Source organism: Streptomyces noursei ATCC 11455, assembly GCF_001704275.1.
Taxonomy (GTDB): Bacteria; Actinomycetota; Actinomycetes; order Streptomycetales; family Streptomycetaceae; genus Streptomyces; species Streptomyces noursei.
In genome coordinates, this window is record NZ_CP011533.1 from 8,108,737 (window position 1) to 8,129,342 (window position 20,606).

Below are 20,606 nucleotides of genomic sequence, written 5' to 3' on the forward strand. Positions count from 1 at the left end.
ATCCACCGTTCCTGATGCTCTGTCGGGAAACGGACCGCGAGCCGTCGCCTGTGTCTGCGCCGCTCGGTTCCCGTGGCCCGGCGCCGCATGCACCGGCCTGGCCGAACTCCCCGTTCACCAGGGAGACTCGTGTGTTTGTCCTGCCCTTGCCCAGGGATCAGTCATCGCCAGCGGATGCACGCCCGAGGCGGACATCCGCGCGTTCATGGCCCGTGCCCGGCTACACCATGCGGCGGGACACCGTCCTGGAGGCGGCAGATCGCGAGATGAGGGCATGGAGGTGTTCGTCGTGCAACCGTCCGTCGCCGAACCGCTTGGCCATGCGCATGGTGCCTTCAAGGTCGAACCCGGCCTTGTGCGCCACTCTGCAGGAGGCGGTGTTCTCCACACCGTGGGTCAGGACGATCCGGTTGAGCCCCAGTTCGCTCAGGGCCCAGTCGGCGACGCTGCGCACGGCGGCCGTGGCAACCCCTTGGCCACGGGTCCAGCGGGCGATCCGGTACCCCACTTTTGCCTGCGCGTTCACATGGTCGATGCCATGAAGGGCGATGTTGCCGGCGTACCGCCCGTCGGGGCCGTGCACGATGGAGAACGTCGCATGGCTGCCGTCCGACCAGTCCGCGCCCGCGAGACAGTCCTTGATCGCGGAGGCTTCGTCGGTGATCCGGCAGCGGGGGTTCCACATGCGCACGTCCGAGTCGAGGCCGAGTTCCAGGACCGCGGAACTCTCTTCCACACTCGGAGGCCGGAGAAGTAACTCACCAGCAGTCAGGACCACTTGCCGCAAAGGCGCTTCAAGAGACATCCGAGAAGCATGCCAGACCCATGTCGACAGTCGCACGCGGTCCCTGCGGAGAAGCTCGATGTTCCGCACCGACCGACACGGACTCCGTGAAACCCTCACGCCATGACCCGGATCCTGACCCGCACCGATCTCCTGGAACTGCTCAACCCCCACGACTGCATCCAGGCGCTCCGGGAAGGTTTCGCGACAGCCCCGCACGGCACGGTATCGGGCCAGCGGGTGCGCACCGACCTCCCCTTCCCAGGCACCGCCACCGCCCTGTTGCCCGGGCTGCTGCCCGGCATCGACGCCTACACGGTCAAGGTCAACGCGAAGTTTCCCGGCGCCGCCCCGGCGCTTCGGGGGGTGATCTGCCTCCACAGCGGCAAGGACGGCGCCTTGCTGGCGCTGATCGACTCAGCCACCGTCACCGCCTGGCGCACCGGCCTCGCCGCGGCCCTGGCCACGGACCTGATCGCCAGGCCGGGCGGCGACGGTGCCCACACGGTCGGCGTGATCGGGGCCGGAGCCCAGGCCGAACTGACCATCCGGGGACTGCGCACGCTGCGCTCGTGGAACCGCCTTGTCGTCCATGACACCGACGGGCAGCGCGCGGCCGAATTCGCCGGTCGGTACGGCGGAACCGTGATGTCCACGCCCGGGCAGGTGGCCGCCGAGGCGGACGTTGTGGTGCTGGCCACCTGGTCTCGCCAACCGGTGCTCGAATTAGGTGATCTGAGGTCCTGTCAGCATCTGACCGCGCTCGGTGCCGACGAACCCGGTAAGCAGGAACTCGCCGCCGAGGTCCTCAGCCGCGCCCGGCTGATCGTCGACGACGCCGCCCTCGTCGCCGCGCACGGCGCTCTCGCCAACGCTGGTCTGCCCGCCGCCACCGCCGCGGCCTGCCTGGGCGCGGTGATCCGTGGCGACGCGCCCGCCCGCTCCCACGACCAGGAGATCACCGTCTACGCCCCTGTCGGCCTGCCCTGGCAAGACCTGGCCCTGAGCTGGCTGGCCTACCGGCAGGCCGAGACCGCCGGGTCCGGAACGCTCCTCGACCTCCTGTCCTGACGTGTTCCCTGCCAACCCGAGCATGCCTGGGCTCGCCGTCGAGCAGGTCACGGCCGCCCTGCGGGCCCCTCGGGTGATCGGCTGACGGCGGGCGCCTGCGGCCCTCCATCATGGTTGCGGACCGGGCGTTCGCCGGTCGGGTAGCTGACTGCGATCCGTGAGCTTGGCCGGCTGATGGCCTCCAACCTCGCTCCGCGTTGGACCGTGGATTGCTGCGTCGGCCAGCACGGTGTGTTGCCGGTGCTGGTTCCGTGCTGACTGCGAGGCTGCCAACGAAGGAAAACCGCAGGTCATAGCCCTGATCGGATGAGTTGTCGTACCACTCGGTGGTGGTGTCGACGAGACTGGCGGCGACGGCCCGTCTGAGTCCGGTGGACGTCGGGGGAGCGGTTGAGGGGGGCGACCATGGCACTCACTTCCGGGCGGCGGATGGGGACGTCCCAGCGTCGCCATACGGTAGGAACCCGCAGGTCAGAGGGGGATGCAGTGGACCGTCACAGTTTCCGGCCGGGGGATGTGTGCGGCCACCACCAGCGCGGAGCCGACGCGACGACGACGCACGGCGGTCGTGTCCGTTGGATCGCACAGGGCGACGGGTGGAGTGGACGGAGCGACGGGCGCGGGTGGTCGGTCGGCTCCGGCATACGCCTGGTGGCGGGCGAGCCGGACGTCTGGGCTCCGCAGCGGCGGCGGGAGGCGGTCGTCTTCCTTATGGTGGACACCAAGGCGCCCACGCCGCCGGCACCGAGGCATGCGCCGTCCAGATCATGGTCTGGCAGGGCAGTGGCAGGAAAGAGCCGCACATGGAGCAAGGAGAGGACCCGCTGCCTCCCGCGCTGCGGCTGCGCCTGGACGCCGAGTGGGACCGTGTCACCGAACGGCTCCGCACCCTGGCCGATGCCCAGGAACAGTTCCAGGGGCTGCTGGACGCCGCGCTCACCATCAGCCGGGAGCTGGAGCTGCCCGTGGTGTTGCGCCGCATCGTCAGCACCGCGATGGACCTGGTCGGTACGCGCTACGGCGCCCTGGGCGTGCTGAATGAGCAGCACACGGGCTTGTCGGAGTTCATCCCGGTCGGCCTCACCGACCGGGAGGTCGCCGCCCTGGCCGGTGTCGGGCAGCCACAGGGCCGGGGGCTGCTGGGCCATCTGATCCGCCACCCCGAACCGCTGCGGACCGACAACGTCCCCGCCCACCCCCACGCCGCCGGCTTCCCGCCCGGACATCCACAGATGCGCACCCTGCTCGGTGTGCCGATCAGCGTGCGCGGCGAGATCTACGGGGACCTGTACCTGTCCGAGCGGCTGGACGGGCAGCCCTTCGACGCCCACGACGAGCGTGTGGTGCTCGCCTTGGCCAGCGCCGCGGGCGTGGCCATCGACAACGCCCGCCTCTTCGAGCAGGTCCGCGCCGGAGCCGAACAGTTCCAGCGCCTGCTCCTGCCCCACCTGCCCGACCTGTGGCCCTTCACCGCGTCCGCGATCTACCGACCGGCCCCCGCCCCCGGGCTCCTGGGCGGGGACTGGTACGACGCCGTCCTGCTGCCCGACCATGCCTGCGCGGCCGTCATCGGCGACGTCGTCGGCCACGACATGCACGCTGCTGCCGCCATGGCACAGACCCGCAACATGCTGCGCGCCCTGCTCTACGAGAGGTGCACGCCGCCCAGCGCCGTCCTCGCCCAGCTCGACCGCACCCTGTGCGCGATCACCGACAACCCCGTCACCACCGCCTGCCTGGCCCGCATCGAACCCGGGGACGACGCCTGGACACTGCGCTGGAGCACCGCAGGTCACCTCCCACCACTGTTGATCACCCCCGATGCCCGGACCGAGTATCTGCACGCCGACCCCGGCGTCCCCCTCGGCGTCGACCTCGCCCAGCCCCGCCCCGACCACACCCACCCGCTGCCGGCCGGCGCCACCGTGATCCTCTTCACCGACGGGCTGGTCGAACATCCTCAGGACTCCCTCGACGCCGGTCTGAACCTCCTCGCCCGCATCGCCACCGCTCACGCCGAGCTGCCCCTGGACGCGCTCTGTCAGACCCTGGCCGACCAACACCCCGGCGACGGCCACGACGACATGGCCATCCTCGCCCTGCGCACCCCACCCCGTGCGTGACCGCACTTCAGCCGATCATCGCCCACCGGGCTGCCACCGGCGCGTGAGGAGCCCGGAAACCCCGTCGATCCAGGCTCGGAGCGTCGCGGGTTCTCCTTCCCGCCCTACGGTGTGCCGACGGCGTGCGGGCCTCGGGCGACGAGAGGCGAGGCTGCTCGCGTGGAGGTGAGCGGACACCGTGGATCGTGAGTTGAGTGTGGGGCGCCTTGGCTCGAAGATGCCGCCGTTGTCGGTAACTGACGCCCAGCGGGCCGTGCTTGAGGGGTGGGCGCGCCGTCGCACCTGACGGCCATCCGCTCGGCGACCGGGGAGATCCCCATGCGGACGCGGGAAGGCGAGGCCATTTCGGATGCATCGGTCATCGAGCAGTCCGTCCGGACGACCACCGCGAGGGATCCGGCAAGATGTGCGGATGCACAACAACAAGATCATGGGCGGGGCGGCAATGGCCGCAGCCGCGCTCCTCCTCACCGCCTGCTCCGGCGGCAGCGATTCCTCGTCTTCTCCGGAGGCCGTGGCCACCGCGCCGACCGTCGCGCCCAGTCCGGACGCAACCCAGCGGCAGGAGCTCTACCGGGCTCTGGAGGCCATCGACTTCGGATACGTCCGCCGGACGGGCCCCGCGGTCCGCCACGCCATGGAGGTTTGCGCCGACATCACCGCTGGCAAGGACCCGGCAACCACGGCCAAGAACGCGGAGGCGTCCTTCCGCGGACTCGATGAGCAAGAGTCCGTGCACGACAGGGGGCAGAAGATCGTCGATGCGGTCAAGCGAAGCTTCTGCCACTGAGGCCGGTGCCGCGGAACCGCACTCGTCCGTCAGAGGCCGCGCGGACCGCCGCGCGGGCCGCCGGCCTCGGCCACGAGGTGGAGCGGCTGCAGTTGGAGTGGACGAGCGGCGCTGCGCTGCCGGGGGCGACAGCCGGCTCAGCTTCGCCCCGGCCTCCGACGAGGAGTTCCTCAGGACGGTCCGGCGGATCGCGGTCGGCAGCTTGGACGAGGAGACCCGCCGGAACGTCGCCGCGAGGGGTGTCGAGGCGGCCGCCCGAGAGGAGTGGGAGTTCTACCGCGGCTGCCCGGGCGAACGGGAGTGGTGGCGGCTGGCGTACGGCCCCGACGGGCGGCTCGCCGGACTGGCGATCCCCTCCGCGACGCCGTACGCCCGGAACGTCGGATTCCTCGGCGTGCTGCCCGAGTTCCGCGGCCGCGGCTATGTGGACGACCTGCTCGCCGAGGTCACCCGGAGCCATGCGCAGGCGGGCGCCAAACTGATCACCGCCACCACCGACACCGGGAACGCACCGATGGCGGCGGCCTTCGCGCGGGCCGGCTACCGGACCACGGAGATCCGGATGATCTGGTCGGCGCCGGTGGCCGAGCCGGAGCGAGCGTCGTAGGAGCAGCGGTCGCCGCCCTCCCGGATGCGTCCCGGTCCGCCCCGCCCGGTCCGCGTACAGTGGCGATCAACGAGGCCCGACGCTGGCCGGGTTGGCGGACCCGCGGGGGCACGGATGCAGGGACGCGACGAGGAGCTGCGGCGGATCGAGCTGCTGCTCGCCGACGCCCGGTGCGGTGAGAGCGGCGCCCTGCTGCTGCACGGCGAGGCCGGCATCGGCAAGACCGCGCTCCTGGAGCACGCCGCCGCCCGCGCGCAGGGCCTGCGGGTGCTGCGCGTCGAGGGCATCGAGTCCGAGATGGAGCTGGGCTTCAGCGGGCTGCACCAGCTCTTCCTGCCGGTCCTTCAGGTGCTCGACCGACTGCCTGCCCCGCAGGCCCAGGCGCTGCGCTCGGTCTCCGGCCTCGTCGACGCGCCGGTGCGGGACCGGCTGACCGTCGCCCTCGCCGAGGCCGCCGCCGACACGCCCCTGCTGTGCCTCGTCGACGACCTGCAGTGGCTGGACCAACCGTCCGTGGACGTGCTGGCGTTCGCCGCCCGCAGACTGCGCGCCGAGGGCGTCGCGATGCTCTTCGCCGCCCGCGGCGACCTGCCGGGCAGCGCGGCCAGGGCGCTGCCCCGACTGCACATCTCCGGCATCGACCGGACCGCGGCCGCGGCGCTGCTGCCCGGGCTCGCGCCGCACGTCGCCGAGCGGATCATCGACCAGGCGCAGGGCAATCCGCTGGCGCTGCGGGAGCTGTCCGCAGCGCTCACCCCGGCGCAGCGGTCCGGTCAACTGGGGCCGCTGGCGCTGCCGGAGGCGCCGCCGGCGCTCCCGAGCCACCTGCAGGAGGCGCTCGCCGAGCAGGTCCGTCGGCTGCCCGAGGCCACCCGTCGGATCCTCGCGGTGGCCGCCGCGGACGACACCGGGGATCTGGCCGCGGTACTGGCGGCGGCAGCCCGGTCCGGGGGGTCGGCCGACGATCTGGCGCCCGCCGAACGGGCCGGGCTGCTGACCGTCTCCGGATCGAGGCTGCGTTTCAGGCATCCGCTGGTCCGGTTCGCCGCCTGTCGGCACGCGCCGCTCGCGGAGCGCATCGCGGCGCACCGGGCATTGGCACGGACGCTGGACGGCACCGGGCACGCGCAGGCCCTCGCGGCGTGCGCGGACGCCCTCCGACAGCCCGCGGTCGGCGCGCGGTCCCGCCGCTTCCGGGCCCTGACCGGACCGGATCCCCGGGCCGAGGAGCACTACCGCGCCGCCCTCGACCTGCACCCGGCCGACGACAGCTTCGAACGCGCCCGCACCGAGCTGCTCTACGGCGAGTGGCTGCGCAGCCGGCGCCGCAAGCTCGACGCCCGCGACCGACTGCGCGCCGCACCGGAACGCTTCGACCGAGTGGGCGCGCAGCCGTGGGCGCGGCGGGTCCGGACCGAGCTGCGGGCCGCCGGCGAGCACCACGACCCGACGCTCGCCGCGGACTCCCCGATCGCACGGCTGAGTCCACAGGAGCGTGAGGTGGTGCGACTCGCCGCGACCAACCGGGAGATCGCCACCCAGCTCCTACTGAGCCCGCGCACGGTGGGCCACCACCTCTACCGGGCGTTCCCCGAACTCGGCATCGGCTCCCGCACCCAACTCGCCGACATCCTCGCCGAGTAGCCGATGCGGGCGGAAGCGACTGGGCGGAGCGGACCGAACGGGGCCAGGCGCGGCGGGTTCACGGCGCTGTTCATCGGACGTCGACCGGAACGCCTTCACAACGAGGCGTCGTTCGCCGGAGTCCGTGCCGCTCTCTCCGACGACCAGCGGGCCGCCCCCACAGCGGCACTGCCGGGGCTCCGGGCTCCGGGATCTGGCCGTGGACTTGAACCTCGACATTTCAGGCGCATCACCCTAGGCATCGGGGCGCTCGTGGACGGGATCGTATGCGTCCGTGTCGATCGGGAGCTGACGCATCTCCAGATGCCGCCGCAGCGCTGCCGCAGCCGTCCAGGCAGGGATCTCCAAGTTGCCCGCCCGCCGCTCGTCCGCCCGCGCCTCGTCGAGCGCGTCATCCAAGGTGGCCCCGAGGGATCTCGCCGAGAGCAGGGCGCCCAGAGCGGCCTGTTGGTGCAGGTCGCGGCGGACCTGGGCGAGGACGTCTCGGACACCGACGAACGCACGCCCCGAGGGAGAGCCCTGCGCTTCGACAACGCCGTGGAAGACGGCCTTGCGCGCGGCGGCGATCAGCCACGGCTCCAGGGAGCCCAGGTGCCTGTGCCACTCCCTGCGCCGATGCCACTCGCGATATGCCCGCCTCAAGCTCAGGCGACCTACCACAGCCCGCCCCCGATACCTCGGTCTGTCATGGCCCGCACCAGGGTAGCGAGGCACGTGCCTCGAAGAGTCGTTCAGGATCGGTGGTCCGCGAAGACGTCTGCGTACCGGTGCGGGACGGCGAGCGCAGAGGGACGGGCGGCAGTGTGGGCGTTCCCCGGTTCCTCGTGCCGGCGTGGACTACCGCAACGTGTGGATCGTGTTCCGATCGGCGGTGTCGGGGAGGCCGGGGATGCCGTGTTCCCGCAGGGGGCCGACGTGCCAGCCGCGTGCCTGGCAGCTGTCGAGTATGCGCGGTAGGGCCCGGAGGGTGGTGCGCCAGGAGCCGGTGGCGGAGGTGCAGTCGGAGTCGTGGAGCAGGATGGTGCCGCCACCGCGCAGATCCTGCAGGACGGTGTTCCGGACGGAGTGCGCGGTGGCGCGTTTGCGCCAGTCCTCGCCCCAGCAGGTCCACAGCACCGGGGTCAGCCCGAGGCGGCGGCAGGCGACATGGGCGGCGGTGGTCATCACCCCGTACGGAGGCCGGAAGAGCGCTGGTGGTCGGCCGGTGACATCGGCCACGGCGTCGTGGGCGCGGGCGATGTCGTCCCAGGTGGCGCGGGGGCCGCGGAGCAGCAGCGGGCGGTGCTGCCAACCGTGGACGGCGAGTTCGTGCCCGGCGGCGGCCATCTCCTTCGCCAGGCCGCGCGAGCGGAGCAGCATCGAACCGAGCAGGAAGAAGGTGGCGTGGATCCCGCGTGCCTCGAGAAGGCGGAGGAAGTGCGGGGTCGAGAGGTGGTCGGGTCCGTCGTCGAAGGTGAGAGCGACGTGGTCGGGGCGGCCCTGCCCGGCCAGACGGGGCATGGCCGTGTTGCGCAGTGGACCGAAAGTGGAGACCACGGGGGCGGCGTGCAGGGCGGCAAGCCCCGGCAGGACCGTGGCCGAGGCGAGCAGTGCGGCGCGGGCCGGGGTCATCGGTCGTCTCCGTCCAAGTAGTGGGCGACGGTGGTGAAGTGGGCGGGTGCCTTGGCGTAGGCGTAGGTCAGCGGCGCGGCGACGCCCAGCGAGACGGTGGCCACTGCGGTGGCGGCGGCCAGGGCGAGCCGTCGCCTGCCCGGGTGGCGCACCGTGGGCGACGGCGCGGGGGGTGCGAGCCGGTGTCTGGCTCGGGCGGTGATCGCCGGTACCGGGCCGGGGGCGGCTCGGTGCAGGGCGATACCTGCCAGGCGTTGGGCCCTGCCTCGTGGCTCGTGCAGAAGCTCGGCGAGCACGGGGCGCAGGTCGTCGGCGGTGCGGATCCAGGCCGCCAGGCCCGCCTCCTCCAGTGCCTGGGCGTTGGTGCGGCCGTGGCCGGGGATGCAGCGGTAGCTGGCCACTGGTAGCCCGGAGGCGAACGCCTCCAGTGCGGTCAGCCCGCCGGCGTTCTGGACCAGTACGTCGCAGGCGTGCATCAGGCCGGGCATGTCGTCCACCCAGCCGAAGGCGTGGGCGATGCCGTCCTGCCGCAACTGCTCGACGAGAGCCTGGTTGCGCCCGCACACCACCACCGGCACCGCGACCCCCGTCTCCTGTATCTCGGCGGCGGCCTGCCGCACCGCTCCGACGCCCCACGACCCGGCGACCAGCAGGGCCAGGGGCGCCTGTTCGGGGAGGCCGAACCGGGCCCGTGCGGCGGATCGTTGTCCGCCGATGACGGGGGCGAAGCGCGCATCGGTGACCGGGCCGACGACGGTGACGGCGGCGGCGCCCCGGGCGTGGGCCTGGGCCGCGGGTATCGGGTGCACGGCCAGGTGCGCGTCGACGCCCGGGGCGATCCAGAGGGCGTGGACGGAGAAGTCGGTCAGGAAGGTGTAGGCCGGCACCTTCAGCACACCGCGCCGCCGCAGTGCGCCGAGGACCTGACTGGCTCCCGGGTAGGTCGAGATGACCGCGGTCGTGTCCGGCGGGAGTGCGGCAAGGGTGCGGTGTTCGGCACTGCGGAACAGTGCCCGCCAGACCGCTCCGGGGCGCGGAGCGTGCTCCGTGGCCTGGTAGAGGCGTTGGTAGCTCTCCGGTGCCCGGGTCAGCAGTCGGTGGTAGGCGTCGCGCAGCAGCTTGCCCGTGCGCGCGGGCAGCAGGTCGAGGAAGTCGTACCGGTCCACCAGGAATCCCTGTGCGGCCAGCCGGGAGGTCAGCCCGTCCGCCGCCCCGTCGTGGCCCGCGCCGACGCTCGCGGAAATGACGACGATGCGGTGGCGGCCCGTCCCCTGCGGTCCTACGGAGGGAGGCGAGCCCGGCAGCAGTTGGTCACGCTCGGGCACGGTCGATCAGCCTCCTGGCGGAATGCGTGAAATGCATGGAGTGCACGGAATGCGGGGTGCGAGATGGGTGCACTCCGGGCGGGCGGTACCGCGCACAGGCCGAGGTCGGGCCTCGATGCGGATCCGGGCCATGGCTGATTGCGGCAGCGTCGAAGGCCGAAGCTACTACATGATGTAGAACTTGGGGAGTGGGTGCCCCGAGTGAGGGGAGCGGGCTCGGACGCCGCGCCGATTACGAGCGGCGTTCCTCGTGTTCCCGTCGATCGCGATCCATGCAGTGCAGGCCCGGCCGCACCTCGTGTTCGGCCGGCCATGAGCGCGCGGTGTCGTCGTACGCCGCGCACTGCGCCCACTGCGCGTTGTCCAGCATCCGATCGTTGTCGGACGCGGCATTGGCCAGGCTCGCGCAGCAGAGAGCCAGCAGCAGACCGCCCGCCGCGAAGGGCAGCCTCCGGCGGGCGGGAGGCGGGGACAGCAGGGCCTTCACCCGCTGCGGTACCGCCCCGCCGGTAGCGGCCAGTGCCGGGGGACGGGCCGCGGCGGCGGAGGCGCGCGCGGCGCGCGCGACGACATGGGCGACGACCCGGCGGTCGCCGACACGCGCCGCGGCTTCCTCGTCGGCCCACCGTTCCAGGACGAAACCGCCCGCGGCGGCCAGCGGCCGCAGCAGCGGGTTCAGGGCCGCGGCAAGTCGCCAAAGGCCCTGGAAGAGGTGGTGGCGCCCGGTCAGATGTGCCCGCTCGTGTGCGAGCAGGGCCGCGCGTCCGTCGTCGTCCAGGCAGCGCAGCATCCCGCGGGACACCACGATCCGCCCGGGCGCCCCGGGCAGTGCGAAGGCCAGCGGGACATCGTCGTCGACGACGGCCAGCTCCGTCCGCCCGGGCAGGTCGGCGCACTCCTGTCGTGCCCGGATCAGGTGGCGAACCTGGCGTACGGCGGCCACGCCCAACGACACGAGGCCCGTCGCCAGTGCCAGCGCGCTGCCGGCCGCGACGGCGAGGTGGACCGGGTCCTCGGCGCGCAGGACGGCCACGGACCAGTGACCTTCCTTCGCGATCTGCGGAATCTGCGCCACGCCGGTGAAGGCCAGCAGGGCGAGCGATCCGGTCCAGCCGACCGCCGTGACGAGCGCGACGCAGACCAGTGCCCGGGCGGCCGGGCGCGGAGGCAGCCGACGTGCGATGGGGGGTGCGAGCACCGCGAGTGCGGCGGTGACGAGGAACGGGACGTAGACGCTGACCAGCACGGGGTCACCGGTTCCTGGGGGAGCGCTCGCTCTCGGCGGGTGGTTCGCCGTGCCCGGTCAGCAACTGTTGCAGCAGGTGCTCGTCCTGCGCGGACAACTCCGAGACGAAACGGGCGAGCACCGCCTCTCGGTCGGAGCCGCCCTCCAGCAGCGAGTGCATGCGTTGGGCGGTATGGGACGCTTCGTCCCGGGCCGGCTCGTAGGCGTACCCGCGGCCCTCGCGGTGTCGAATGAGCATGCCCTTGTCATGCAGCCGCGACAGGATCGTCATGACGGTCGTGTAGGCCAGGTCGCCCGGCAGCCGTTCCTGCGTCTCGCGCGCAGTCAGCGGACCGCGAGCGGCCCAGAGTGCGGCGAGCACATCGCTCTCCAGTTCACCGCGCGCCCGCCTGCCGGATGCCTGGCGGGCCTCCTCGTCACTTCGGTCCACCGCTGTCGCCTTCCTTCGCCATCCCTCCGCACAGGCTACTCGGCCACCTGCGCGCCATGGCCTATCTCCTGTGGTCGACGTCCCGCGGGCGCTCCTACGCGACGGACGCGCCCGCGAACCGGCGTCCGCGGCTCGACTCGCTGAACACCCGACACAGGCGGTGCGGAAAATGTCGGGTGAACGGGAGCGGCGTCGCCGCACGATGAGGGCATGGACGACACGACCTTGGTATCCCGCTTCCTCCGCGACGGCTTCGTGAAGTTGGAGGGCGCCGTCGCGCCGCGCGTGGCCGCGGACTGCGCGCGGCTGCTGTGGCGGGAGACGGGCTGCGACCCGGACGATCCGGCGACGTGGACGCAGCCCGTGCACTGGGTGGCGGGTCTGGCGCAGGGGCCGTTCGCCGCCGCGCCCAACTCCCCTTCCCTGCATCGCGCGTACGACCTGCTCGTCGGCGCGGGACGCTGGGAGCCGCGCTACTCGCTGGGCTCGTTCCCGCTGCGCTTCCCGCACGAGGAGGAGCCGGACGACGCGGGCTGGCACATCGAGGGGAGCTATCTGCCGGAGGGCGAGAGCTGGTACTTCGCGAATCTGCGCTCCCGGGGCCGGGCGTTGCTGATGCTGTTCCTGTTCAGCGAGGTCGGTGAGGAGGACGCCCCGACCCGGATCCGGGTCGGCTCACACCTCGACGTGCCGAAGGTGCTGGCGGAGTACGGGGAGGACGGGGCGAGCGGGCTGGCCCTGGCGCCCGATCTGGTGACGGCGTCCGACCACCGGCCACTCGCCCTCGCCACCGGGGCCCCGGGCGACGTCTTCCTGTGCCATCCGTTCCTGGTGCACGCGGCGCAACCGCACCATGGGGCGCGGCCGCGCTTCATGGCCCAGCCGCCGCTGATGCCGGCCACGCCGTACGAACTGGAACGGGCTGACGGCGCGTACTCGCCCGTGGAGATCGCGATCCGTCGGGGCCTGGGGCAGGACACCTGCTCCCAACCAAGCTGATCAGCGATAACCAAGCGGTCACGGTTGAGGGTTGGGTGGTGAAGGGGGGCGCCGCACACCACGGTGACCACCGAACTGGCCGCCGAGATCACGGCAGTGACTGGTCATCAGCTTCACCGGTCCGCGAGGTGCCCCAGGCGCGTGGATTCACAGGGGCGGGGCGTAGCCGCGGGTGCGGATGAGGTCGTGGGTGAGGTCGGCGAAGGCATGGGTGGCGGCGCTTCGGTAGGCGTCGGTGCGGTGCAGGAGGGTGACGGTGCGGGTGGGCAGGGGCGGGTCGAGGGGGATGGGGGTGAGGTGGCGGTGGTCGTGGGTGATGGCGTCGGGCAGGACGGTGGCGAGGGTGGTGCGTTGGACGATTTCGGTGAGGGCCTGGATGGAGTTGGCCTCGATCGTGATGCGGGGGGCGACCTGATGGCGGGCGAAGTAGGCGTCGATGTGGCCACGGGTGGCGAAGTCGCCGCTGAGCAGGGCGAGTTGCTCGTCCTTGAGGGCGCGGGCGGGTAGCGGGTCCGGCATCGCCCGGGCGCGCGGGGTGCCGGCGACGAGGCTGAGGGTCTCGGTGAACAGCGGGGTGGCGGTGATGCCGGGCAGGTGGGGGCCGGCGAAGGCGATGCCCAGGTCGAGGTCGTCGGCGAGCAGGGCCGCTTCGATGCGGTCCTGGGGCATCTCCGTCAGGGTGAGGCCGACGCCGGGGTGGCGGGTGTGGAGCTCGGCGGTGAGCGGGCCGATCAGGTAGGCGGTGAACGTGGGGGTGACACCCAGGTGCAGGTGGCCGCGGGAGAGGTCCTGGACGTCGTGGACGGCGCGTTCGGCGGCGGCCAGGTCGCGCAGTGCGCGCCGGGCATGGTCGGTGTAGACGGCGCCGGCGTCGGTGAGTCGTACCGTGCGGCCGGTGCGGTCCAGCAGCTGCACGCCCAGGGTCCGCTCCAGCTGCTTGATCTGCTGGGAGAGCGTGGGCTGGGAGATGTGCAGCTCTTCGGCGGCGCGGGTGAAGTTGCCGTGTTCGGACACGGCGAGCAGATAGCGCAGATGACGCAGTTCGAGAGCAGCCATGGGGAAACTATAGATGGGGCTAATAGCTTCTATGGTTAATGGCTCTTGGACACTATAGATACAGGTCATGCATGGTGGATCTCACCAGCCCACAGGGGTAGATCACCACCCGGAGGGAGTGACCCATGCAGGACCTCACCGAGGGCGTCGCCCGTTTCCAGAGGGACGTCTTCCCGGCCAAGGCAGAGCTCTTCGCGCATCTGGCCACGCATCACACCCCGCACACGTTGTTCATCAGCTGCTCCGACGCCCGCGTCGTGCCCGAGCTGATCACCGGCACCGAGCCGGGCGACCTGTTCGTCGTCCGCACCGCCGGCAACCTGGTCCCCGCCTATACGACTGAGGCCGACGGGGTCGCGGCGAGCATCGAGTACGCCGTCGCCGCGCTGGGCGTGCAGGACATCGTCGTCTGCGGTCACTCCGCATGCGGCGCGATGACCGCCCTGGCCCAGGGCCACGACCTCAGCGGCGCCCCGGCGGTCGCCGCCTGGCTGCGGCACGCGGACGCTTCCCAGGCTCGCACCACCGCTGCCGGTGACGTTCCCGCCCTGGTGCGGCAGAACGTGCTCGCCCAGCTGGCGAACCTGGCCACGCACCCCTCGGTCGCCAAGGCCCTGGCGGAGGGGAAGGTCGCCCTGCACGGCTGGGTCTACGACATCCCCACGGGTCGCATGGAGGACCTGGCCGCCGCCGGCCCGGCGCTCTCGGCCTGACCCTCCCGGTTCCGGTTCCCGGTCCGCGACGACGACAGCGTGCCGGGAACCCGTTTCCACCCCACCCACTCGCCACTTCACCCCACCCCTGTTCGTGGAGTGGCACATCTGAGAAGAGGACGTACTGATCATGGTGCACGCCCAGTTCGAGCAGACCGCTCGTGAGGCCCTGGCCGCCAAGGCCGTGGAGGCCAAGACCCGCAAGAACCTCTCCTGGAAGCAGATCGCCGAGGCATCCGGTCTGTCGGTGGCCTTCACCACCGCCGCCGTCCTCGGCCAGCACCCCCTGCCGGAGGACTCCGCGAAGGCCGTCGCCGAGCTGCTGGGCCTGGACGAGGACGCGGTGATGCTGCTGCAGACCATCCCGGTCCGCGGCTCGATGCCGAACCGGATCCCGACCGACCCGACCATGTACCGCTTCTACGAGATGCTCCAGGTCTACGGCACGACCCTCAAGGCCCTGGTCCACGAGGAGTTCGGGGACGGCATCATCTCCGCGATCAACTTCAAGCTCGACGTGAAGAAGGTCGCCGACCCCGACGGCGGCGAGCGCGCCGTCATCACCCTGGACGGCAAGTACCTGCCGACCAAGCCCTTCTGACCGGCGCCGGCACGGCGTCGCAGACGGACGGCAACGGGGCGGGCCGGAAACAGCCTTCCGGCCCGCCCCGCCCTGTTCCCCGAACCCCGCGAAGCCGCCTGCCCGCGGCCTCGCATCCCCCTTCCCTCTTTGGAGGACCCTTCATGGACTTCGTCCAGCGCACCATCGACATCGCCCGCCAGAACGTCGCCGAGGGCGGCCGCCCGTTCGCGACCGTCATCGTCAAGGACGGCAAGATCCTCGCCGAGAGCCCCAACAAGGTCGCCCAGACCAACGACCCCACCGCCCACGCGGAGATCCTCGCCATCCGCGAGGCATGCATGAAGCTGGGCACCGAGCACCTGACCGGCACCACCATCTACGTACTCGCGCACCCCTGCCCGATGTGCCTGGGCTCGCTGTACTACTGCTCGCCGGACGAGGTCGTCTTCCTCACCACCCGCGACGCCTACGAGCCCCACTACGTCGACGACCGCAAGTACTTCGAGCTGGACACCTTCTACGACGAGTTCGCCAAGCCCTGGCAGGACCGCAGGCTGCCGATGCGCTACGAGGAGCGCGAGGACGCCGTCGAGGTGTACCGGTTCTGGCAGGAGCGCAACGGCGGCGAGCGCCGCGTCGCGGGCGTCCCGACCGCCGACTGAGGCCCCGGTGCCCGAGGCGTCCGAGAAGGTGGCCCGGCCCCGGCTCGACGAGGGCCGGCTCCTCGTCACCCGCACCCACGGCCACCGCCCCCGAGCCACCACCCACGAGGTGCTCGACCACCTCGCGGCCACCGGCGGACTCCTGCGCTGGTGAACCCCGACGGTGCACCGGCCTCACCCCTTCCGTCCCGGGGCCGGTGCACCACCGCTGTGCTCGTCCGCGCCCACACCCCGTCCCGAACGTCCTCCACCGAGGTGATGCCGTGTCCGAGCCGTCCCCAAGGCAGCGGCAGCTGGTCCTTGCCGTCTGCTGCTCAGCCCTGTTCCTCGTCAGCCTCGACAACACCGCCCTGAACACCGCACTGCCGGCCATCCAGCGCGACTTCGACGCCTCCACCGCCGGACTGCAGTGGACCGTCGACGCCTACCTCGTCGTGCTCTCCGCCCTGTTGCTGCTCGCCGGCTCGACCGGCGACCGCATAGGCCGCCGCCGCGTCTTCCGCGCCGGGCTCGCCCTGTTCACCACCGCCTCCCTGCTGTGCTCCCTGGCTCCCGGCCTCGGCTGGCTGGTCGCCTTCCGTGCCCTCCAGGCCGTCGGCGGCTGCATGCTCACCCCCGTCGCCATGGCCCTCATCACCAACGTCTTCACCGACCGCCGCGAACGCGCCCGCGCCATCGGCGTCTGGAGCGCGGTCCAGGGCATCACCATGGCCGTCGGCCCCCTGCTCGGCGGGCTACTGGTCGACACCGTCGGCTGGCGCTGGATCTTCCTGATCAACCTGCCCATCGGCCTCCTCGCACTGGCCCTGACCGGCCAGGTGCCCGAATCCCGCGCCCCGCACCCCCGCCCCCTGGACGCGCTCGGCCAACTCCTCATCGTCGTGCTGCTCGCCACCAGCGTCTACGCGATCATCCAGGGCCCGGCCACGGGTTGGACCTCCCCCCAGGTACTGGCCTGCGCCGTCACCGCCGCCGTGGCACTGCCCGCGCTGATCATCACCGAACTCGCCCAGCGCGAACCGCTGATCGAACTGCGCTTCTTCCGCCAACCCCCGTTCACCGCAGCCGCCCTCAGCGCCGTGTGCGCCTTCGCCGCCCTGAGCGGCTTCCTCTTCCTCACCGCCCTCGACCTCCAGGACGCCCGCGGCCTTCACGCCTGGCAGGCCGGCCTCTACCTGCTGCCCATGGCCACCATGACCATCGCCTGCCCACCCCTGGCCGGACACCTCACCGCCACCCGCGGCCCCCACCTGCCCCTGGTGCTCTCCGGCACCGCCACCACCCTCGCCGGACTCCTGGCCCTCCTCGGCGCCCAGCAACACACCCCGCTCCTCCTGGCCTGCTACCTCCTCTTCGGCATCGGCTTCGGACTCGTCAACGCCCCCATCACCCACACCGCCGTCTCCGGTATGCCCCGCGCCCAGGCCGGCGTGGCCTCCGCCATCACCACCACCAGCCGCCAGATCGGCAGCGCCCTCGGCGTCGCCGTCACCGGCGCCACCCTCCCGGCCACCGGCTACACCGCCACCACGTTCGACCACGCCAGCCGCCCCGCCTGGTGGATCATCACCGGCTGCGGCCTCACCATCGCAGCCCTGGCCACCCTCACCCGGCACCACACCCACCGCAACACCCCTCCCAGCACAGCACCGAGGAAAACCAGCCGACACCGACGGCAGACTTCGCGGGCCAGCGTGTAATCGACACGGCCCCCGGGCCAAGCCCCGCACACAGCCGTGCCCCCCGCCGTCCCGGACGGGCGGCAAAGGCGCGGCGGACGAACGACCTTCACCGGTGGGGCCGTTGGCCACGGAGTCCGGACCTCGGTCCCCTGGAGCGGCGTGGAGATGGTGGAGATGCCAGCACCCTGCCCCGAACTCTTGCGAGCAGATCTGTGAGCATCTCCACGTCGCAGGTGTCGGCCAGTTCCGCAAGGCCCCGCTCTGCCGACTCCACGTCCCTGCTGGTCGGGCCCATGTCCATGTGGTCAAGGGCGAAGGTCAGCAGCTTGCGGCGCCGGAGACCGTCCCCCGATGCACGAGCACGGAAGATCTCGGCTCGCAGCCCCTCGGCGTCCAGGACCTCGCACTTCGCCGCCAAGGCGTGGAATTCGTCGCGTGGCCAACCCACGATGGTCCGGAAGTCGTGCTCGCACAAGGTGTCGTCGAAGCAGGCCAGGAGAAGCGCAGACCGGGCGGAGCCCGCGATCAGGACGCGGTCCGCCCGCCCGTGCCGCAGCTGCACGCCGTCGACGGTGAGCCAGCGAGTTCCGGGTTTCGCAGGTTGTTCCGTCGATCTGAGGTGACGAAGCTCGTCAAAGGGGGATCGGCACGTTCTGCCCGCCGAGGCGTCCGAGGTCGGCCGCGCCGACACCGCGCCGACCGACCCCACCAAGCCGAACAACGTTTCCGTGCCTGGCACTTCCGCGTACGAAGTGGCCGTCACGGAAGGCTTCAAGGGCACCCGGCCCGACTGGCCCGCATCCCTGATCGGCTCCGCGGACAGCAAGGCACGCAGGGACCGACCGGGCCCCAGGACGAGCCGGGCCCCAGGGCGCACGCGGCGAGCGGATACCCCGGGGGTCGACGGCCGGGTGCAATCCGTCAACGGTCATTCGGCCACCGAGGTCACGCTCCCCGCGGCCGACGTCACCCAGAGAGAGGGGCACCCTGGTGTTGAGCCGCATACGACGTTGGTTCGCGGGGTTTGGATCGCCCGCTGACACCTGCACCCGGGCCGCCAACCCCGATAGCCGGGGTGTTGCGATTCAGCCCCTTCGCGCCTCCTGGGCGCGGGCGGTGCTACGAGCCCTTGGCGCCGACCTCGGTCTTGCCGGTCCTGCCGGCGACCGGTCAGTCGGTGCAGCCGGTCAGGCCCCAGGCCGTGAACTCGCCGAAGACCGGTGACGCCTTGCGGAACTCAGGCAGCTTCGCCCGCACGTCGTCGTACGGTTGTCGCCGCCCTGGGCCCGATCCGTACCGCGCCACGCAGGTTTCTCGATGAGCGACTTAAGTCGTCGGCCGTCGCGACCAACGGCGAATGCGGTGTCCGGCGGCGGCCGCCTACCGTGGCCGCGTGACACGTGTGGAACATATGGACCTTTCGGCTTCGGCCCGCCAGGCGCTGGCAGCGGCGCTGCGCTCGGCGCCCCGGCGGCTTACCGATCCGGTCAGGGCACTCTTCGCCCCGGGGATGTGGACTTCCGGGCGCATCGTGGGCGAAACGCTGCTGTGTGCGTTGCTCGGGCTGTTGGCGGCGGCTGTCGAGATCCCGTCGGGGTCGGTGTCCGACGCCGGGATCGTACGGGTCGTCGCCGTGGGTCTGGCCGCCGCGCTGCTCTCGCCCCTGCGCCGGGTCCTGCCCGCCACCGTGCTTCTGATCACCGCTACCGGCATGGCCGAGTTCGACGGCCTCATCCTGCTGCTCCCGGTCGCCGCCTGGTCGGCCGGGCGGCGGATCGAGGGGGTCGGCAAGGCGGCCGGCGCCTTCGCCGCCGCATACGTCCTCAGCCTCGGCCTGGGCCTCCTGAAGGAGCCGCTCTCCCTCACGATGACCCTTACCCTCGCCGTCCCGCTGCTGCTGGTCATGATCGTCGTCCCCGGTCTGATCAGCCGTTACTGGTCACAACGCCGCACACTGACGGACATCCTGCGGGAGTACAACGCCCAGCTGTTGCGCGAACGCGCGATGGTCGCCGGCCAGGCCCGGATGCGGGAGCGCCAGCGCATCGCGCAGGACATGCACGACAGTCTCGGCCATCACCTCACCCTCATCTCGGTCCACACCGGGGCGCTGGAGGTGGACCGGGAACTGACCGGACGGCAACGGGAAGCCGTCGGTGTGCTGCGCGAGGCGTCGGTGGCCGCGATGCACGAGCTGCGCGAGGTGGTCGGGCTGCTCCGGGACGGGATGGAGGGGCCCGACCAGGAAGGCGCCACCCATGGCCTCCACGCGGTGCGGGAGGAGGGCAACACGGCGCCGTCGCGCGGGGTGGTCGGCATCGAGGGCCTGGCGGAGGCGTCCCGGAGCGTGGGGACGACCGTGGAGCTGCGACGCTCCGGCGAACCTCGCCCGCTCGCCCCGACCGCGGATCACGCGGCGTACCGCGTCGCCCAGGAGGGGCTGACCAACGCCCACAAGCACGCCCCGGGGGCTGCGATCACCATCGAGCTGCGGTACGAGCCGGACGCGCTGGTCGTGGAGGTCGCGAACGGCCCCGCCCCGCAGACGGCGGAGACCGGCCGGAGCGTGGTGAGCGGTGGTCAGGGTCTGACCGGCCTCGGCGAACGGACCCGGCTCATCGGCGGCATGGTGCACGCGAGCCCGACGGCGGACGGTGGCTTCCGGCTGGCGGGCGTGCTGCCCTACGCCTCGCCGGAAGGCGGGGCCGCGGGTCGCTCACCGGGGGATGCGGTGACGACGTTCGTCGATCCCACCGGCGACTTTCGGGAGCAGATGCCGGCCGGCCCTCTGGGCGAACGTGTTCCGGTCATCGACGGGAACGGTCTTCCGAGGGAGCTGGCCAGGGCCATGAGCAGGAACACGAAGCGCAGCGGCGTCGCCATCGGCTGCGGGATCGCGGCACTGATCCTCCTACTGCTGGTGGTCTTCGGGGTCGTCGCCGCGGTCTTCCTGGTGGGGGAGGCCGACAAGGCCATGATCGAGCCGAAGCAGTACGACGCGGTGCGGGTGGGCCAGTCGGAAGCGGAAGTCCGAGCGAAACTGCCCCGCGGAAACTCGTTCCTGGCCGAAGATCTGGAGAGAGGAGCACCGCCCGCACCCAAGGGCGCCGCATGCCTCACGCTGATGTCCTACGAGAACAGCAGCAGTTGGAGCATGCAGCCGGTTTTCCGGTTCTGTTTCCAGGACGGCAAGCTGATCGAGAAGAAGTCCTTCGAGGTCAGGAGCTGAGGAGGGCCGGACACCTGTCCCGCTGTCGGGTCCGGTGTCCGGCCGGGGATG

General features: G+C 71.8%; 20 protein-coding genes. 12 read left to right on the forward strand and 8 right to left on the reverse strand.

Annotation, left to right across the window (positions count from 1 at the left end; translation table 11 throughout):
* Positions 1-220: 220 nt before the first annotated feature.
* Positions 221-805: a GNAT family N-acetyltransferase gene (locus SNOUR_RS34650; protein ID WP_067359024.1), complete on the reverse strand. Its 585-nt coding sequence runs from the start codon at positions 803-805 to the stop codon at positions 221-223.
* A gap of 102 nt (positions 806-907) precedes the next feature.
* Between SNOUR_RS34650 and SNOUR_RS34655 the strand changes: the two genes are divergently transcribed.
* The 5 genes from SNOUR_RS34655 to SNOUR_RS34675 all read left to right on the forward strand — a co-directional run bounded on the left by SNOUR_RS34655 (position 908) and on the right by SNOUR_RS34675 (position 7,019).
* Entirely contained in the window at positions 908-1,855 is a 948-nt protein-coding gene (locus tag SNOUR_RS34655) for an ornithine cyclodeaminase family protein (RefSeq protein WP_067355028.1), read from the forward strand.
* 803 nt (positions 1,856-2,658) lie between these two features.
* Positions 2,659-3,978, forward strand: a complete 1,320-nt coding sequence (locus SNOUR_RS34660) for a PP2C family protein-serine/threonine phosphatase (RefSeq protein WP_079143052.1) — start codon at positions 2,659-2,661, stop codon at positions 3,976-3,978.
* Positions 3,979-4,390: 412 nt separating this feature from the next.
* Entirely contained in the window at positions 4,391-4,768 is a 378-nt protein-coding gene (locus SNOUR_RS34665; RefSeq protein ID WP_067355031.1) for a hypothetical protein, read from the forward strand.
* 97 nt (positions 4,769-4,865) lie between these two features.
* On the forward strand, positions 4,866-5,375 hold the full coding sequence (locus SNOUR_RS46515) for a GNAT family N-acetyltransferase (protein ID WP_067355034.1): 510 nt from the start codon (positions 4,866-4,868) through the stop codon (positions 5,373-5,375).
* Positions 5,376-5,489: 114 nt separating this feature from the next.
* Positions 5,490-7,019: a helix-turn-helix transcriptional regulator gene (locus SNOUR_RS34675; protein WP_067355036.1), complete on the forward strand. Its 1,530-nt coding sequence runs from the start codon at positions 5,490-5,492 to the stop codon at positions 7,017-7,019.
* A 234-nt stretch (positions 7,020-7,253) separates the two neighbouring features.
* Here SNOUR_RS34675 and SNOUR_RS34680 read toward each other — a convergent pair whose 3' ends face one another.
* From SNOUR_RS34680 to SNOUR_RS34700, 5 genes are all read right to left on the reverse strand, one after another.
* Positions 7,254-7,661 carry a hypothetical protein gene (locus tag SNOUR_RS34680; protein WP_067359026.1) on the reverse strand — a complete coding sequence of 136 codons (408 nt, stop codon included), beginning with the start codon at positions 7,659-7,661 and terminating at the stop codon, positions 7,254-7,256.
* Between the two features lie 195 nt (positions 7,662-7,856).
* Positions 7,857-8,630, reverse strand: a complete 774-nt coding sequence (locus SNOUR_RS34685; RefSeq protein ID WP_067355039.1) for a polysaccharide deacetylase family protein — start codon at positions 8,628-8,630, stop codon at positions 7,857-7,859.
* Positions 8,627-9,955 carry an MGDG synthase family glycosyltransferase gene (locus tag SNOUR_RS34690; RefSeq protein WP_067355041.1) on the reverse strand — a complete coding sequence of 443 codons (1,329 nt, stop codon included), beginning with the start codon at positions 9,953-9,955 and terminating at the stop codon, positions 8,627-8,629. Before SNOUR_RS34690 ends, SNOUR_RS34685 begins: the two co-directional genes overlap by 4 nt.
* A gap of 232 nt (positions 9,956-10,187) precedes the next feature.
* A complete protein-coding gene (locus tag SNOUR_RS34695; protein WP_067355044.1) occupies positions 10,188-11,201 on the reverse strand; it encodes a M56 family metallopeptidase in 1,014 nt (337 codons plus the stop codon).
* 4 nt (positions 11,202-11,205) lie between these two features.
* Positions 11,206-11,631 carry a BlaI/MecI/CopY family transcriptional regulator gene (locus SNOUR_RS34700; RefSeq protein ID WP_067355047.1) on the reverse strand — a complete coding sequence of 142 codons (426 nt, stop codon included), beginning with the start codon at positions 11,629-11,631 and terminating at the stop codon, positions 11,206-11,208.
* 210 nt (positions 11,632-11,841) lie between these two features.
* Here SNOUR_RS34700 and SNOUR_RS34705 point away from each other — a divergent pair, with 210 nt between their 5' ends.
* On the forward strand, positions 11,842-12,630 hold the full coding sequence (locus SNOUR_RS34705; protein ID WP_067355050.1) for a phytanoyl-CoA dioxygenase family protein: 789 nt from the start codon (positions 11,842-11,844) through the stop codon (positions 12,628-12,630).
* 147 nt (positions 12,631-12,777) lie between these two features.
* Here SNOUR_RS34705 and cynR read toward each other — a convergent pair whose 3' ends face one another.
* Positions 12,778-13,686, reverse strand: a complete 909-nt coding sequence (gene cynR, locus SNOUR_RS34710; protein WP_067355053.1) for a transcriptional regulator CynR — start codon at positions 13,684-13,686, stop codon at positions 12,778-12,780.
* 125 nt (positions 13,687-13,811) lie between these two features.
* On the opposite strand from cynR, the gene SNOUR_RS34715 reads away from it, so the two are divergent.
* The 5 genes from SNOUR_RS34715 to SNOUR_RS34730 all read left to right on the forward strand — a co-directional run bounded on the left by SNOUR_RS34715 (position 13,812) and on the right by SNOUR_RS34730 (position 17,344).
* Positions 13,812-14,399 carry a carbonic anhydrase gene (locus tag SNOUR_RS34715; protein WP_067355055.1) on the forward strand — a complete coding sequence of 196 codons (588 nt, stop codon included), beginning with the start codon at positions 13,812-13,814 and terminating at the stop codon, positions 14,397-14,399.
* Between the two features lie 130 nt (positions 14,400-14,529).
* Positions 14,530-15,000, forward strand: coding sequence for a cyanase (gene cynS, locus SNOUR_RS34720; protein WP_067355058.1), 471 nt, complete (start codon positions 14,530-14,532; stop codon positions 14,998-15,000).
* 143 nt (positions 15,001-15,143) lie between these two features.
* Positions 15,144-15,644 carry a nucleoside deaminase gene (locus tag SNOUR_RS34725; RefSeq protein WP_067355060.1) on the forward strand — a complete coding sequence of 167 codons (501 nt, stop codon included), beginning with the start codon at positions 15,144-15,146 and terminating at the stop codon, positions 15,642-15,644.
* A gap of 7 nt (positions 15,645-15,651) precedes the next feature.
* Complete coding sequence (locus SNOUR_RS46520) at positions 15,652-15,798, forward strand: hypothetical protein (RefSeq protein ID WP_159425964.1); 147 nt, start codon at positions 15,652-15,654, stop codon at positions 15,796-15,798.
* Positions 15,799-15,907: 109 nt separating this feature from the next.
* Positions 15,908-17,344 carry an MFS transporter gene (locus SNOUR_RS34730; protein WP_067355063.1) on the forward strand — a complete coding sequence of 479 codons (1,437 nt, stop codon included), beginning with the start codon at positions 15,908-15,910 and terminating at the stop codon, positions 17,342-17,344.
* Between the two features lie 88 nt (positions 17,345-17,432).
* On the opposite strand, the gene SNOUR_RS34735 is transcribed toward SNOUR_RS34730, so the two are convergent.
* Positions 17,433-17,888 (reverse strand): hypothetical protein, encoded by a 456-nt coding sequence (locus SNOUR_RS34735; RefSeq protein WP_067355065.1) that lies wholly within the window; start codon positions 17,886-17,888, stop codon positions 17,433-17,435.
* A gap of 948 nt (positions 17,889-18,836) precedes the next feature.
* Between SNOUR_RS34735 and SNOUR_RS34740 the strand changes: the two genes are divergently transcribed.
* Positions 18,837-20,555: a sensor histidine kinase gene (locus SNOUR_RS34740; RefSeq protein WP_067359027.1), complete on the forward strand. Its 1,719-nt coding sequence runs from the start codon at positions 18,837-18,839 to the stop codon at positions 20,553-20,555.
* Positions 20,556-20,606 lie beyond the last annotated feature (51 nt).

Excerpts from the sequence above, each read along its gene's own strand:
- SNOUR_RS34650 (WP_067359024.1), bottom strand. The coding sequence starts at position 805 with ATGTCTCTTGAAGCGCCTTTGCGGCAAGTGGTCCTGACTGCTGGTGAG.
- SNOUR_RS34655 (WP_067355028.1), top strand. The coding sequence starts at position 908 with ATGACCCGGATCCTGACCCGCACCGATCTCCTGGAACTGCTCAACCCC.
- SNOUR_RS34660 (WP_079143052.1), top strand. The coding sequence starts at position 2,659 with ATGGAGCAAGGAGAGGACCCGCTGCCTCCCGCGCTGCGGCTGCGCCTG.
- SNOUR_RS34665 (WP_067355031.1), top strand. The coding sequence starts at position 4,391 with ATGCACAACAACAAGATCATGGGCGGGGCGGCAATGGCCGCAGCCGCG.
- SNOUR_RS34675 (WP_067355036.1), top strand. The coding sequence starts at position 5,490 with ATGCAGGGACGCGACGAGGAGCTGCGGCGGATCGAGCTGCTGCTCGCC.
- SNOUR_RS34685 (WP_067355039.1), bottom strand. The coding sequence starts at position 8,630 with ATGACCCCGGCCCGCGCCGCACTGCTCGCCTCGGCCACGGTCCTGCCG.
- SNOUR_RS34705 (WP_067355050.1), top strand. The coding sequence starts at position 11,842 with ATGGACGACACGACCTTGGTATCCCGCTTCCTCCGCGACGGCTTCGTG.
- cynR (WP_067355053.1), bottom strand. The coding sequence starts at position 13,686 with ATGGCTGCTCTCGAACTGCGTCATCTGCGCTATCTGCTCGCCGTGTCC.
- SNOUR_RS34715 (WP_067355055.1), top strand. The coding sequence starts at position 13,812 with ATGCAGGACCTCACCGAGGGCGTCGCCCGTTTCCAGAGGGACGTCTTC.
- cynS (WP_067355058.1), top strand. The coding sequence starts at position 14,530 with ATGGTGCACGCCCAGTTCGAGCAGACCGCTCGTGAGGCCCTGGCCGCC.
- SNOUR_RS34725 (WP_067355060.1), top strand. The coding sequence starts at position 15,144 with ATGGACTTCGTCCAGCGCACCATCGACATCGCCCGCCAGAACGTCGCC.
- SNOUR_RS34740 (WP_067359027.1), top strand. The coding sequence starts at position 18,837 with ATGTGGACTTCCGGGCGCATCGTGGGCGAAACGCTGCTGTGTGCGTTG.